Raw genomic sequence first — 14,073 nt, forward strand, 5'->3', positions numbered from 1 at the left:
TTATATCAAAAGTTAATTCAAACGAATGCTGGTGAAATGACTGTACCTATAACATAGAAAAAACAGAACTCTTCTATTGAAGAATTCTGTTTAATAGTTCGTTTAATATTTTGGTTTATTTCTATTCATTTTAGTTAATGATTTCCATTGTTTTTTCTTTTCAGCTGTCGCTTTTTTAGATGCTTTCGAGTTGTTATAAGCAATTTCTTTTTTAAGTTTTAGATAGTTGTTATATTGACTTATATCTAAATCACCATTTTTTAAAGCTTCTTGAACTTTACATCCAGGTTCAGTTTCATGTGTACAATCACTAAACTTACAGTTTTGTGAGAGTAATTTAATATCTTCAAAACTGTCTATTATATTATCTTTATCCACTGAAAGACCTAAGCTTCTCATTCCAGGTGTATCAATTATTACACCGTTAGGCTGAATCAAATACAAACCTCTATGAGTTGTTGTATGTCTCCCTTTTTGGTCATCTTCTCTTGTTGAATGAGTTTTTAAAATATCTTTGCCAACTAAATAGTTCGCTATACTCGATTTTCCGACACCCGACGAACCTACTAGTGTTGCTGTCATACCTTTATAGAACCTTTTCGTAATTTGATCCATATTAATATTTTTAAGCACACTAGTTGTGATAATTGGGACATTACTTAATCTTCTACTAACTAATTGAACTTTTTCTTTATAATCGTGAGCAGTGTCCATCTTATTCAATATGATAACAGATAATGCACCACTTTCTTTAATTTGAATCACGTATCTTTCTAACCTGTTTAAATTAAAGTCGCCATCTAGTCCCATTACAATAAACACTTCATCAATATTCGTTGCTATATATTGGTCAAGTGATTCATGTTTTTTAGATTGACGTTTTAGCTCACTAGTTCTTGGTAATATATCAATTATCAATTTAAAATCATCTAGTTCATTAACGACAACCCAGTCTCCTATAGCAGGTATCAAATTTTGATTAACTAATTTTTGTGTAATTTCTGCTTTATACTGACTTGTGGTTGTTATGACTTTAAAATGATTTTTAGAGACGAAAGATATTCTTCCAATTTTAAATTCATCACTAAAATTATTCTTATAATATGATAATTGTTCTTCTTTAATACCTAATTGTTCTATTTTCATTTAACTCCCCATTTATATAAATTAGGAATTATGGCCACCCATACTTAAGTTAACAAGAAACAATTGATTTAAAGCCATCATAATACATCACCCTTTCAAACTTATTACCATAATTGTATATGAACATATATTTTTATTCAAATTCATAAAGTATGAGTTGTCTATATGTTAAACTCTCATTAGGAGTGATGATTATGGCTTTATATCAAAAGTTAATTCAAACGAATGCTGGTGAAATGTTAGCAATTGCTAATAATGAGTATTTATTAATGCTACATTTTACGAATAAGCCTTCGTTAGAAGAGGAATTACAAATTGTACGTAAACAACTTAATTCAGAAAGTAATGATGAAAGTAATCATGTTTTAGATAAACTTGAAGAGGAATTAAATCTTTATTTTGAAGGTAATCTTTCTACTTTTACAACACCTATCCATTTTAATTTTGGTACACCTTTTCAACAAAAAGTGTGGCGTGCTTTATGTGATATTCCATTTGGCGAAACGATATCTTATAAGCAGTTAGCTGAGAATATTGGTAAACCTACTGCTTTTCGTGCTGTCGCAAATGCAAATGGTAAGAACTTTATAACGATTCTTGTACCTTGTCACCGTGTGATAGCTGCCGATGGTTCAATTGGTGGTTATTCTAGTGGCATAGAACGAAAAGAAATCTTGCTTGATATTGAAAAAAATAAAAGTAACATCGGCTAATATTATCAACCGATGTTACTTTTTTAGTTTATTATAAATGTTTAATCATATATTTGTAGTCATGTCCACTTAGTTTTCGATCATATGATGGTTTGAATCCTAATTTCTCATATAGTTTCATTGCACCTTCATTATCAAATTCACAATTTAATGATACTTGTTTAAATCCTCTTTCTTTAGCTCGTACAAATGCATCTTCTATAAGTTTAGAGGCAATACCTCTACCCCTATATTCTGAAAAGACCGCAACTGAATCAATATATAAATCACCATTATCCGCTTCTTGTTCAGGTAACGGCGTTCCTTCTAATTTAAATGAATCTTTAAATTCAATATTGTGCCAATTTTCTTCAAGTTGTTTTTCGTCAGTACCACTATAGCAATTAAGAAAGCCTGCTACTTTTCCATCAATTTCAAATACCTGACTATGTTTATAATGGTTTCTATATTCACTTTCAACACTCGCTTGTTCAAGTAATCTTAAAACAGTTTCTTTATCATTTTGAACAACTAAAGGTAGCTCCATATCATGCCAAATCATAAACATTAACTCACTTAATTTTTTCGCATCTTCTTTAACAGCAGGTCTAATCATATTTTCTACTCCTTTAATACAAATTAGATTCATTTTAACATAAAAATCCCCTTTCCATATGGTTTAATACCATTTAGAAAGGGGATTATACATATCTCTTAGCTAGTAATGTCGGTTATATTCACCGAATTACATCATACCTGGCATTCCGCCCATGCCGCCCATATCTGGTGCTGCTGGTTCTTCTTCTGGAATGTCTGCTACTACTGCTTCAGTAGTTAAGAACATTGCTGCTACAGATGCTGCATTTTGTAATGCTGAACGTGTAACTTTTGTTGGATCGACAATACCTGCATCTAACATATTTACCCATTCGTCTGTTGCTGCATTGTAACCAATACCTTCGTCAGCGTTTTTAAGTTTTTCAACTATAATTGAGCCTTCTAAACCAGCATTTTCAACGATTTGACGTAATGGTGCTTCAAGAGCTTTCAACACAATGTTCACACCAGTTTGTACATCGCCTTTTGCTTCAACTTCAGCTACTTTATTATAAATAGATACTAATGCTGTACCACCACCTGCTACAATACCTTCTTCAACTGCAGCGCGTGTAGAGTTTAAAGCATCTTCAATTCTTAATTTACGTTCTTTTAATTCTGTTTCAGTTGCAGCACCTACTTTGATAACTGCAACGCCACCTGCTAATTTAGCTAATCGTTCTTGTAATTTCGTACGATCAAAGTCTGAAGTTGTTTCTTCAATTTGAGCTTTAATTTGACCAACACGAGCGTCGATGTTTACTGAGTCACCTTGACCTTCAACAATTGTAGTGTCGTCTTTAGTAACTTGAACTTTACCTGCTTCACCAAGCATATCTAGAGTTGTTTCTTTTAAGTCTAGACCTAAGTCATCAGTAATCACTTGACCACCAGTTAAGATTGCTAAGTCATCTAACATTGCTTTACGACGGTCACCAAATCCAGGCGCTTTAACTGCTACTGCTGTGAATGTACCACGTAATCTGTTTAATACTAAGTTTGTTAATGCATCGCCATCAACATCGTCAGCAACAATTAAAATTGGTCTATTTGTTTGTAAGATTTTTTCTAAGATAGGTAAAATATCTTGGAATGAAGAAATCTTTTTATCTGTAATTAAGATGTAAGGATTTTCTAATTCAGCAGTCATTTTGTCTGAATCTGTCACCATGTATGGAGAAGTATATCCTCTATCAAATTGCATACCTTCAACAACTTCTAATTCTGTGCTGAATCCTTTAGATTCTTCAATAGTAATAACACCGTCATTACCTACTTTTTCCATTGCTTCTGAAATAAATTTACCAATTTCTTCATCAGCAGCAGAAATAGAACCAACTTGTGCAATTTCTTCTTTTTTCTCAACTGGTTGTGAGATATTGTGTAATTCTTCTAAAGCTACTTTAACTGCTTTATCAATACCTTCACGAATACCAACTGGATTTGCACCACTAGTTACGTTTTTTAAACCTTCTTGAATCATCGCTTGAGCTAAGACAGTTGCTGTAGTTGTACCGTCACCTGCAACATCATTTGTTTGGTTCGCAACTTCTGCAACTAATTTAGCACCCATATTCTCATATGGATCTTGTAATTCAATTTCTTTAGCGATTGTAACACCATCATTTGTGATTAATGGTGAAGTGAATTTTTTATCTAAAACGACGTTACGTCCTTTAGGTCCTAAAGTTACTTTAACTGCATTTGCTAATTTATCAACACCAGCAAGCATAGAACGTCTAGCGTCTTCTGAAAATTTTAGTTCTTTAGCCATTTATAAAAACCTCCATAAAATATCTTCAAAAATATTATCTAAATTATTCAATAACTGCTAAAATGTCATCTTCTGAAAGGATAATATATGTTTCTTTATCACGTTTAACTTCTGTTCCTGCGTATTGTTGATATACAACTTGATCACCTACAGCAACATCTACAGTAAGTCTTGTACCATCTTCTAGACGCTTACCTGGTCCAACAGCAACAACTTTTCCTTCGTTAGATGATTCTTTAGCTGAATCTGTCAATACAATCCCGCTAGCTGTAGTTTGTTCTGTTTCTGTTTTCTCAATAATAATTCTATCTCCCAATGGTTTTAACATTTATAAAATCCTCCTTGGCGCTAATAATGTTAGCACTCTTTATACTTAAGTGCTAACTACATTTTTATAATAATCAAATTTGGTCAAAATTACAAGCAATATAACTTAAATTTTTCTCTTTTTCTGCTAAATAAGGTACAATGTTTACATGTTTATTTTTGGAGGAATTGAAAATGCAATTTAATCGATTAACTGTTAATATTGCTACCCTATTACTATTTGGCGTTGTACAAACAATCGCAATTATTCCAAATAGTTTATACGCTGATTCAGGATTATCTAAAGTCACAAGGTTAGAAATCAGCTTAACTTGGATGGCAACAACAGCTATCATTACTGTTTTATTATTATGGTATATGAACTCAAATATTAAAAATCCAACTCGATTAGAACAACAGAAGAAAGAACCATGGGTATACGTGATTTTCTGGTGTGTTGCAGGTATTATAATGGCCATGCTTGGACAAATCATCGCCGCTTTGATTAATACATATATATTTAATCAACCAGTAGAAAGTGGCAATACTCAAAATCTCATGAAGATTGCACAACAATCACATATATTAATCGTTTATATCGTATTAGCAGGTCCAATATTAGAAGAATTAATATTCCGTAAATTAATTTTCGGAGAGATATACAATATGATTAAAGCACCTAAGTGGTTAAGCTTTATCGTTGCAGTATTAGTCAGTTCTTTTATCTTCTCATTAGCACATTCAGATCCAGAACATACATTAATATATGTTGTAATGGGAACTGTATTTAGCGGACTTTATGTATTAACGAAACGTATCATCGTACCAATGGTTGCACATATGGGAATGAACGGAATAGTTGTTTTAGGACAAATTGTATTTAAAGATCAAGTAAACGAACAATTAGAGAAACAATCTCAAATTTCACAACTGATATATCATACAATCTTGAGCATGTATAGCTAAGTGTAAATAAATAAGCATATCACCGAACTGAAGAACTCAGTCTTAAGTGATATGCTTATTTTTTTGTATTTGGAGGGTGGCTAACTTCCATTATTTCAAATTCTGACAATTAGATATGCCCCATCTTATGGACATTTCTCAGAATTCTGTCCCTAACATACTCTAATATTGTTTGACGCCCATAATACTTCTTCACATTTTTTAATAATGTATTTGATAACTTCGATTCTAGCTGATTTTTTATTGTCAGCCGGTACGACAAGCCATGGTGCATGATCTGTGTTTGTGAATTTAATCATATCATGACTTGCTTCGATATATTGATCCCATTTTTCTCTATTTCGCCAATCTTCGTCTGTGATTTTCCATTGTTTTTCTGGTGTTTCTTCTCGTTCTTTAAATCTTCTTAATTGTTCATCTTTATCTAAAGTTAAGAAGAATTTTAGAATAATTGCACCTTCGTCTGTCCACATTTTCTCAAATTGATTGATTTCTTCATAGGCACGTTTCCATTCTTTTTTAGTAGCAAATCCTTCTACTCTTTCGACTAATACTCTTCCGTACCAACTTCTATCGAATATTTCAATGTGGCCGCTTCTTGGCATATCTTTAGCAAATCTCCATAAGTAATGATGATTCAACTCAACGTCTGTTGGCGCACTTATTGCATTTACTTCATAACCGGTTGGATCTAATTTTTCTCTAACTCTTTTAATATTGCCACCTTTACCGGCTGCATCCATGCCTTCGTATACTAATATTAACGGAATTTTTCTTTCGTATAATGCAAATTGCAATTCTTTCAGTCTATCTTGCAAGTCACCTATAAGAGATTTATATGTCTTTTTATTTACTTTATCTATAGATTGATCAAATAGGTCTGTTTTAAAATCTTCTGTAAAATCGCCATCAATTACTTTGTCTTTCTTTTTATGTAGTTTAATCGCTTTGTTCAAACGATTGATGATATGTTTATACATCAAATTGATAGCTTCTTCTCTCTCCGTATAATCAATGATTTCCCATTCATCAGGCGATGCTTTCAGTATTTTATGCATTTCTTTATGATATACATCATCATTAATAGCACTTTCATATTCTTGTGCTTTCCAACTTGTTAATGGATTTTCTTTCATTTCTTTTAAATGTTCTTTTCTCTTTTTATCACTAATCTCAATATAAAACTTAATAATTTCATAGCCATCATCTTGGACCATCGATTCAAAGTCTTGGATTTGTCTGCGTAACGCATGATATTTGTTGTATATAGAATGCTTTATTTTGTTTGCTTGATATTCTATATAATATGTATACCAACTTCTAAAATAAATATTGATATCCCCTTTTGAAGGTAAACTGTTCCAATACTTCTGTAAAAATTGATATCTTAGATCGTCTTCTGAAGGTGATTTCATCGGTACAAAGTGTGTGTATTTAGCATCAAGTGTTAAAAGAAGTTCATTTGATAGTCTCGTCTTACCTGATGCGGGAACACCTTCAAATACAATCATGATAGGAATTCCAAGTTCTTTTGTCTTCCTCGTTAATGCTGCTACTTCTAAAGATAATTGTTCATTATTTTTAGTCATTTATATACACCTCTTTTCATTTCATATTATATGCTTTTACCTTTATTTTCGCAATTTTCAATAAAATTACAACAAAGAAATGTTATAATAAATTTATTAAGGGAGGTTTTAACATGACGTTAACTTTTAAAGATTATCAATATGAACAAATCAATATTGAAGAAAAAGAAAAGCAAACCAAATCATTATTAAATGAATTCGATAATGCAGAAACGGTCGATCAAGCAATTGAGGCGATTAATGAAATTAATAAAATTAGAAACCATACTGATACGCATTATAACTTAGCTTACATAAGAGCATCTATCGATACAAATGATGAATATTATAATAAAGAAAGAGATTTCTTTGATGAAACAATGCCTAAAATACAATATTTAGACCATTTATTCTATCAATCTTTATTAAAATCTAAATTTAAAAATGATTTAATTGCGCATTTTGGACAACAACTATTTTCTTTAGCAGAAGTTGCTCTCAATACATATAATCCTTCTATTAATGACTTACTTGTTAAAGAAAATAAATTAGTAAGCGAATATGATAAATTAATTGCTTCAGCAGATATTGACTATAACGGTGAACATTTGAACTTATCACAATTCAGTAAGTACTTAATCAACGAAGATAGAGAAATTAGAAAAGATGCTTTTAAAGCTAGAGAACAGTTTTTTGCAGATCATCTAGAGGATTTAGATCGTATTTATGATGATCTTGTAAAAACAAGACATGAAATAGCTCTAAAATTAGGATACGAGAACTTTGTTCAACTAGGCTATGATAGAATGCAAAGAATTGGTTACGACGCAAATGATGTAAAAATTTTTAGAGAGCAAGTTAAAGAACATGTCGTACCTATTACTGAAGACATCAAATCTCAGCATGCGAAACGTATTGGCGTTGACAGTTTAAAAGCTTACGATAATAATTTCACTTTTAAAACTGGATCGCCTAAACCACAAATATCTACAGAAGAAATCGTGAAAAATGCTAAAAAAATGTACCATGAACGTTCTAAAGAAACTGGTCATTTTATAGATTTTATGATTGATAAACAATTATTTGATTTAGAAGCTAAAAAAGGAAAAGAAAGTGGTGGATATTGTACAATCATTAATGATTTTAAATCACCATTCATCTTTGCCAACTTTAATGGCACACAAGGTGATATTGAAGTTATGACCCATGAAGCCGGACATGCTTTCCAAGTATATGAAAGCTTGAAGTATTCTGTACCCGAATATTACTTCCCTACTTCAGAGGCATGTGAAATTCATTCAATGAGCATGGAATATTTAACTTATCCATGGATGCCATTATTTTTCAAAAAAGATACGGATAAATTTAAACTAGCACACTTAGAAGACAATATTAAATTCTTACCGTACGGTGTAGCAGTGGATGAATTCCAACACTTTGTTTATGAGAACCCAGACATATCTTCAGAAGAACGTAGAAAAGCTTGGTCAGATTTAGAAAATAAATACTTCCCAAGTGTAGACTATGACAATATTCAACATCTTGAAAATGGTGCATTTTGGCATAGACAAGGTCATATTTTTGCATCACCATTTTATTATATTGATTATACATTAGCGACAATTTGTGCAATGCAATTTTTCATTAAACAAGAAGCTGATCCAGAACAAGCATGGTCTGATTACTTGAAAATATGTCAAATTGGCGGTTCACAATCATTTATTGATATTATGGCATCTGTTCAGTTACAATCTCCATTTGAAGAAGGTACTGTAAAATCCATTATAGAAACATTATACAAAGCAACACAGAATATTGATCAAAGTGAATTTTAATAAAAAAGTTGGTGCGAGACAGAAGTTTACTCCCAAGATACTAGAAGAGACTGAGACATTACATTATATGCCAGTCTCTTTTATTTGGAAAAATCAATATTAGTGTGAGGTTCTATGTTGCTTGTTTGGTGGGTCTTGCAACATACAGGAGTTCTATGTTGCTTGTTTAGGGAGTCTTGCAACATACAGGAGTTCTATGTTGCTTGTTTGGTATGTCTTGCAACATAGATAGCGTCTATCTATCTTGTTTCACCAGTCTTGATAAATACAGAGCTCCTATTTATCTTGTTTGGGCAGTCTTGATAAATACAAGGCGCTTATTTATCTTGTTTGGGCAGTCTTGATAAATACAAGGCGCTTATTTATCTTGTTTGTCCAGTCTTGATAAATACAAGGTCCTCCAACATTGCTTATCACGCCTCACTTGCAATATTCAGCCTCCCAATTTCTAAAAATATGAAAAAGAGTCTAGAACATTTCTGTCCCAGACTCACTTTTATTTTATTTATGATTTTGAAAATCTTCGCATTATGAATAATATGATGACTCCTAATACTAGTACGATTGCGATTGAAATACCAATGATGAATGGTTTAGAAACACCTTTGTCGTCAGAAGTTGTTTCAAAACTTTCTGTTGTAGTTTGAGTTGTCTCTGTTTTAGTATCATCATCTACTGAAGTTGTTTCTGTCGTTTTATTAGTCTTTTTAAATTTTGGTTGTGCTAAATCAGGTCTACTACCAACTTTACTTGTTACGAGCGCTAGTACATCTTCATCCAATTTACTATAATATGCTTCTGAATGGCCAGGTATAAATTTAGGCGCTTTTTCATCAGTGTATTGCGGATTGTAATATCCATCCCCTACTTCATTTGTATTAGGATATGCTGGCATTGTTGGTTTATATTGATTTACATTTTGATCATTATTGCTATTTGAATTTGGTTCATTAGTTTTAGGTTCTTCAGAAGATGGTTTCCCACTATTGGATTGGTTCGGTGGTGGTACTTGATGATTGTTATCATTACTTGAAGGTTCTTCAGTGCTCGGTTTTTCGCCAGATTTTGGTTCAGTACTTGGCTCTTCTGTTGATGGTTCCTCTGAAGTTGGTTTATCATCTGTCTTTGGCTCTTCTGTTGTTGGTTCCTCTGAAGTTGGTTTATCATCTGTCTTTGGCTCTTCTGTTGTTGGTTCTTCTTTACTAGGCTGTTCATCTGATTTTTGTTCAGACTTTTTATCTCTAGTAGGTTCTTCTGATGACTGTTCCTCAGTGCTTGAATTTTCTTCTGACTTCGGTTCAGTAGTTGTTTCCTCAGTTTTACTATTTTGTTTGCTATTTGAATCAGTTTTATTGGATTGCTGTGCTTCTATATTTTGATTCGATTGTTCTTGAGTTGTGTTCGGAGAAGTATCTTTTGTACTAGATTCATTGCTTTCTATTGCATCTGTATTATTCCCGTGTGCTACTCCAAATGCCATAGAAGATAATAGTAATGTTGAAATCATAGCATTTTTAAATATCTTCATAAAAATTCTTCCCCTCCTCTACATTAATTAATAGTTAAAGTATAAAGGAATGTTTCTTTGTTTTCTATGCTTGTACGCCATATGTTACACAGAATTAATATTTTGTAATAACTTATTCATATTTCTTACAATTTACTGATATTAAAATAAACACTTGCTGTATCAGAACAACAAGTGTTTTTTATTCGTTTAGTTATTTAGTTGTAAGTCATATTTCGTAAACTTCAAGTAAACTTGACCAGACTCTGTAGAAGTTCTGAAATTAACAGCATCTTCATCAGGGAATATTCTCGTTGTTAATACTTTTTCACCATCGTTAACGAAAATTTCTAAACTAGATGTATCGCTATAAATTCTCAACTCTTTTAAGTCATTATCTAAAGTTGTTGTACGAGTTGTCTTCTCAACCGCTTCACTTACAATACCACTTTCAAATCGATCTAAAGTAAGTTGTTTAGAACGTGTATTATAAATAATTTGCGTTGAACATTTTTTAGAAACTCTTAAATCAAAGTATATTTCGCTAGCTTCATTCTCTAGTATCTCAATCATTAATTCAAATTGTTTACCTTCATATGGGTGGAGTTTAACTGAATGTTTATTAGCATAACCTTCAGCAGTTTCTTTATTTGTTCTTAATTTTTCAAGTGCTTTTATAGGTCTTTGTTTCAGTTTATCATCTTCAATTGTGAGTACTCTTGGAATCGTTAAACAATGTGCCCAACCTTCTTCATCTGTAGCATAATCTATTTCAGGAAGACCCATCCAACCAATTAAAATTCTGTCACCATGTTCATCTAAGAATGTTTGTGGGGCATAAAAGTCAAAGCCTTGATCTAATTCAAGAAATTCTTGGTGCTCAAACTTCAACGTATCAATATCAAAATCACCAATTAAATAACCAGATTGATAGATGTTCTCGAATTGGTTATTTTCCGCTTCAATACCTTGAGGTGAAAAGATAAATACATCTTTATCATTTAACTTAAATAAATCTGGACATTCCCACATATAACCGAAGTTTTGCAGTCGTGTTTCAATTTCGCCTTTAAAGTTCCAATCTTGAATATTTTCAGATTCATATATAACAGCCGTACCTGTTTCATTCTCTCTTTGAATACCAAATATTGCATAGTATTTTTCATTCTCAAACCATACTTTAGGGTCTCTAAAATGTTCAGTATATCCTTCTGGCTTGTTTGGAATAGCTGGTTGATCAAACTTTTTAAAAGTACCATCTTCTAATTGTTCAGCAATCATTTGGACAGATTTACGATCCCAATTTTCATTACGTACATTTCCCGTATACATTAAATATAACTTGCCATTATAATCAAAAGCACTACCCGAATATACACCGTGACTATCATATTCTGTATCAGGCACTAAAGCGATTCCCTCATCTTTAAATTCTATTAAATCTTTGCTTGTATAATGATACCAATACTTCGAACCATGTACTGCACCAAGCGGAAACCATTGATGAAATATATGATAAACACCATTATGATAAACCAATCCATTTGGATCATTTAACAATCCTGTTTTTGGTTGAATATGAAAAGTTTGACGCCATTTTGACGCATTTACTTTATCTATTAATTCATTGTATGCTTCATCAGATATGTCTGATAATTTTTTATATCTTTCTTCTCGTGTCCAATTTACCATTATCATTCTCCTTACATCCGATTTAGACGGGTTCCATAATATATATATTTTAGCATACTTGAAAGGCTTAATTTTTTAACCATTCAAATTGTGTTTCAATAATATTTAATTTTTCTACCGTTTCGTTATTTATACTTTTATTTAATACATGAACTGCTGTCTCACCTGCTAAATAATAGTTAAACTTTACTGTCCCAATATGAGGTGCCACAATTTCTGTCATCTTATTTCCACCAAATCCAATAATTGTTGGCATATCAACTTCTCTTTTTAAAAGTGTGTGGTATATACCTAAAGCTATATTATCCGTAGCTGCGACAATAACTTCGTCTTCTCTCAACTCAATATCATTACCCAATATTTGTGCATCTTTAATACTGAAACTACTTTCAATAAATGTTGGTTCGATGCCTTGTTCCTTTAGTGGGACAAACAGGCCTTCTTTTCTCGTCTTACCAACTGCAATGTCATGTTCAGAAACACCGATATATGTAATATTGTGCTTTTGATGTTTCAATAACCATTCTGCAACTTGATTACCTGCTTGGAAATCATCGTGAACAATCGATAAAAGTGATTCATGCGATTGACCAACAACAACAATTGGGCATTCAACTGACTCAATTGCTTTCATATGTTCTTCAGAAATGTTCGTTGCCATCAAAATAATGCCATCCACTTTACGCTTAGCTAACATATAAATAGAATCAATTTCTCTATCTTTTGATAAATCTGTATTCACAATCATTGTTTGAACATTTTGTTTCAGTAAAGTTGTTTCTATACCTTTTAACGTTTCAGTCGTTGCATAGGAATCTAGCCTAGGTACAATTGCACCGATCAGACCTGTTCTCTTAGCCTTTAAACTTTGTGCAAATTGATTCGGTTTATAACCTGTTTCTTCTACTACTTTATGTATTTTTTCTTTTGTACTTTTACTAATGGATCCACCATTTAAATATCTAGAAACTGTACTTTTAGAAACACCTGCCATATTAGCAATATCTTTAATCGTCTTCATGTATACACCTCTCAGACATTTATTCTATCATAAAACCGTTTCCAATTCTTTATAAATAAAATGCAGTTTTAAACAAAAAAACCTAGAAACAAAGCCCAATGTCTCTGTTTCTAGGTTAAATATAATTTATTGTTTTTCAACTGTTATTGTCCATGAAGCATCTCCAAGTTGTTCATAATTCGTAACAGGATAGCCATTTTCTGCTGCCCAATTAGGAAGTGCTTCTGTCGCTTGCGTACAATCAAAATCAATTTTCAATTGTTCGCCTACTTGTAATTCATCCATTTTATTTTGTGCTTCTATTAATGGGAACGGACATACCATTCCTACTGTACCTAATTCATGTACCATATATATTGACTCCTTTTATTAAATACTTTGTGTTCCTATTTCCTTACAGTGTTTAATGTAATGTTGTTTAGTTTCGTCTAATGTTTTTGGGTCTTTCTTGGCAATCGCTTTTCTCAGTTTATTAGCCCATACTACATCAAAATCTGAGATTCTCTTATCCATTACCAATAACATTAAACTTTCTTGAGAGTCACATACTCCATTTAAGGCAAGTAAATGCTCTTCCATTATTTTAATTTCTTCTTCATTTAGTCCATGTTCACGCATCTCATCGTACCATAATGAAATATCTTTTCTATATCTCGCAAAAGTATCTACTGGTTGTTCTTCTCCAGAAGGAGCTTGTAATCTCATGGTATGTCAACAAAAACTTAGACAGAATTCATAAGTTTATAAGAGGTTGGTGTTTGATAATTTAATCCTGCATGTAATCTTTCATTGTTATACCAGTTTATATACATTTTTAATTCAATTTCTAATTGTTCTATCGTATAGAATCTTGTAGTATTTATGAATTCTGTCTTTACTGCTTTAAATATTGTTTCTGCTACTGCGTTATCATATGGATTTCCCTTACGGCTTAAAGAACGGTTAATATTGAATACATCAATTACTTTA

14 protein-coding genes are annotated in these 14,073 nt (G+C 31.9%); 3 read left to right on the top strand and 11 right to left on the bottom strand.

The features are described from left to right. Positions 1–102: 102 nt before the first annotated feature. Positions 103–1,146, bottom strand: coding sequence for a ribosome small subunit-dependent GTPase A (gene rsgA, locus LQ693_RS02705; protein WP_107565591.1), 1,044 nt, complete (start codon positions 1,144–1,146; stop codon positions 103–105). Positions 1,147–1,340: 194 nt separating this feature from the next. Here rsgA and LQ693_RS02710 point away from each other — a divergent pair, with 194 nt between their 5' ends. Further along, on the top strand, positions 1,341–1,859 hold the full coding sequence (locus tag LQ693_RS02710; protein WP_107565592.1) for a methylated-DNA--[protein]-cysteine S-methyltransferase: 519 nt from the start codon (positions 1,341–1,343) through the stop codon (positions 1,857–1,859). A gap of 31 nt (positions 1,860–1,890) precedes the next feature. On the opposite strand, the gene LQ693_RS02715 is transcribed toward LQ693_RS02710, so the two are convergent. From LQ693_RS02715 to groES, 3 genes are all read right to left on the bottom strand, one after another. Further along, positions 1,891–2,454, bottom strand: coding sequence for a GNAT family N-acetyltransferase (locus LQ693_RS02715; RefSeq protein ID WP_103360834.1), 564 nt, complete (start codon positions 2,452–2,454; stop codon positions 1,891–1,893). Positions 2,455–2,583: 129 nt separating this feature from the next. Next, positions 2,584–4,209, bottom strand: coding sequence for a chaperonin GroEL (groL, locus tag LQ693_RS02720; protein WP_037589599.1), 1,626 nt, complete (start codon positions 4,207–4,209; stop codon positions 2,584–2,586). Positions 4,210–4,252: 43 nt separating this feature from the next. After that, entirely contained in the window at positions 4,253–4,537 is a 285-nt protein-coding gene (groES, locus tag LQ693_RS02725; protein WP_025905068.1) for a co-chaperone GroES, read from the bottom strand. Between the two features lie 173 nt (positions 4,538–4,710). On the opposite strand from groES, the gene mroQ reads away from it, so the two are divergent. Continuing rightward, positions 4,711–5,481 (top strand): intramembrane glutamic endopeptidase MroQ, encoded by a 771-nt coding sequence (mroQ, locus tag LQ693_RS02730; RefSeq protein WP_025905067.1) that lies wholly within the window; start codon positions 4,711–4,713, stop codon positions 5,479–5,481. A gap of 152 nt (positions 5,482–5,633) precedes the next feature. Here mroQ and LQ693_RS02735 read toward each other — a convergent pair whose 3' ends face one another. Continuing rightward, positions 5,634–7,070 (bottom strand): phosphate--AMP phosphotransferase, encoded by a 1,437-nt coding sequence (locus tag LQ693_RS02735; RefSeq protein WP_107565593.1) that lies wholly within the window; start codon positions 7,068–7,070, stop codon positions 5,634–5,636. Positions 7,071–7,183: 113 nt separating this feature from the next. On the opposite strand from LQ693_RS02735, the gene LQ693_RS02740 reads away from it, so the two are divergent. Further along, positions 7,184–8,884: a M3 family oligoendopeptidase gene (locus LQ693_RS02740; RefSeq protein WP_103360813.1), complete on the top strand. Its 1,701-nt coding sequence runs from the start codon at positions 7,184–7,186 to the stop codon at positions 8,882–8,884. 505 nt (positions 8,885–9,389) lie between these two features. On the opposite strand, the gene LQ693_RS02745 is transcribed toward LQ693_RS02740, so the two are convergent. From LQ693_RS02745 to LQ693_RS02770, 6 genes are all read right to left on the bottom strand, one after another. Next, positions 9,390–10,412 carry an SdrH family protein gene (locus tag LQ693_RS02745; protein WP_239703057.1) on the bottom strand — a complete coding sequence of 341 codons (1,023 nt, stop codon included), beginning with the start codon at positions 10,410–10,412 and terminating at the stop codon, positions 9,390–9,392. A gap of 189 nt (positions 10,413–10,601) precedes the next feature. Then, positions 10,602–12,083, bottom strand: a complete 1,482-nt coding sequence (locus LQ693_RS02750; protein WP_107565594.1) for a glycoside hydrolase family 32 protein — start codon at positions 12,081–12,083, stop codon at positions 10,602–10,604. Positions 12,084–12,150: 67 nt separating this feature from the next. Next, positions 12,151–13,104 carry a LacI family DNA-binding transcriptional regulator gene (locus LQ693_RS02755; protein WP_239703058.1) on the bottom strand — a complete coding sequence of 318 codons (954 nt, stop codon included), beginning with the start codon at positions 13,102–13,104 and terminating at the stop codon, positions 12,151–12,153. Between the two features lie 126 nt (positions 13,105–13,230). After that, on the bottom strand, positions 13,231–13,455 hold the full coding sequence (locus LQ693_RS02760) for a sulfurtransferase TusA family protein (RefSeq protein WP_025905061.1): 225 nt from the start codon (positions 13,453–13,455) through the stop codon (positions 13,231–13,233). Positions 13,456–13,473: 18 nt separating this feature from the next. Then, entirely contained in the window at positions 13,474–13,809 is a 336-nt protein-coding gene (locus tag LQ693_RS02765; protein WP_107565595.1) for a DNA polymerase III subunit alpha, read from the bottom strand. A gap of 17 nt (positions 13,810–13,826) precedes the next feature. Further along, positions 13,827–14,073: integrase core domain-containing protein (locus LQ693_RS02770; RefSeq protein ID WP_239703059.1), on the bottom strand; the 247-nt coding region annotated here is incomplete at its 5' end.

The organism is Mammaliicoccus sp. B-M6, from assembly GCF_022386965.1.
Classification (GTDB): Bacteria; Bacillota; Bacilli; order Staphylococcales; family Staphylococcaceae; genus Mammaliicoccus; species Mammaliicoccus sciuri_A.

What these genes read in the sequence shown, in the direction of transcription:
- rsgA (WP_107565591.1), bottom strand. Translation starts at nt 1,146, where the DNA reads ATGAAAATAGAACAATTAGGTATTAAAGAAGAACAATTATCATATTAT.
- LQ693_RS02710 (WP_107565592.1), top strand. Translation starts at nt 1,341, where the DNA reads ATGGCTTTATATCAAAAGTTAATTCAAACGAATGCTGGTGAAATGTTA.
- LQ693_RS02715 (WP_103360834.1), bottom strand. Translation starts at nt 2,454, where the DNA reads ATGATTAGACCTGCTGTTAAAGAAGATGCGAAAAAATTAAGTGAGTTA.
- groL (WP_037589599.1), bottom strand. Translation starts at nt 4,209, where the DNA reads ATGGCTAAAGAACTAAAATTTTCAGAAGACGCTAGACGTTCTATGCTT.
- groES (WP_025905068.1), bottom strand. Translation starts at nt 4,537, where the DNA reads ATGTTAAAACCATTGGGAGATAGAATTATTATTGAGAAAACAGAAACA.
- mroQ (WP_025905067.1), top strand. Translation starts at nt 4,711, where the DNA reads ATGCAATTTAATCGATTAACTGTTAATATTGCTACCCTATTACTATTT.
- LQ693_RS02735 (WP_107565593.1), bottom strand. Translation starts at nt 7,070, where the DNA reads ATGACTAAAAATAATGAACAATTATCTTTAGAAGTAGCAGCATTAACG.
- LQ693_RS02740 (WP_103360813.1), top strand. Translation starts at nt 7,184, where the DNA reads ATGACGTTAACTTTTAAAGATTATCAATATGAACAAATCAATATTGAA.
- LQ693_RS02745 (WP_239703057.1), bottom strand. Translation starts at nt 10,412, where the DNA reads ATGAAGATATTTAAAAATGCTATGATTTCAACATTACTATTATCTTCT.
- LQ693_RS02750 (WP_107565594.1), bottom strand. Translation starts at nt 12,083, where the DNA reads ATGGTAAATTGGACACGAGAAGAAAGATATAAAAAATTATCAGACATA.
- LQ693_RS02755 (WP_239703058.1), bottom strand. Translation starts at nt 13,104, where the DNA reads ATGAAGACGATTAAAGATATTGCTAATATGGCAGGTGTTTCTAAAAGT.
- LQ693_RS02760 (WP_025905061.1), bottom strand. Translation starts at nt 13,455, where the DNA reads ATGGTACATGAATTAGGTACAGTAGGAATGGTATGTCCGTTCCCATTA.
- LQ693_RS02765 (WP_107565595.1), bottom strand. Translation starts at nt 13,809, where the DNA reads ATGAGATTACAAGCTCCTTCTGGAGAAGAACAACCAGTAGATACTTTT.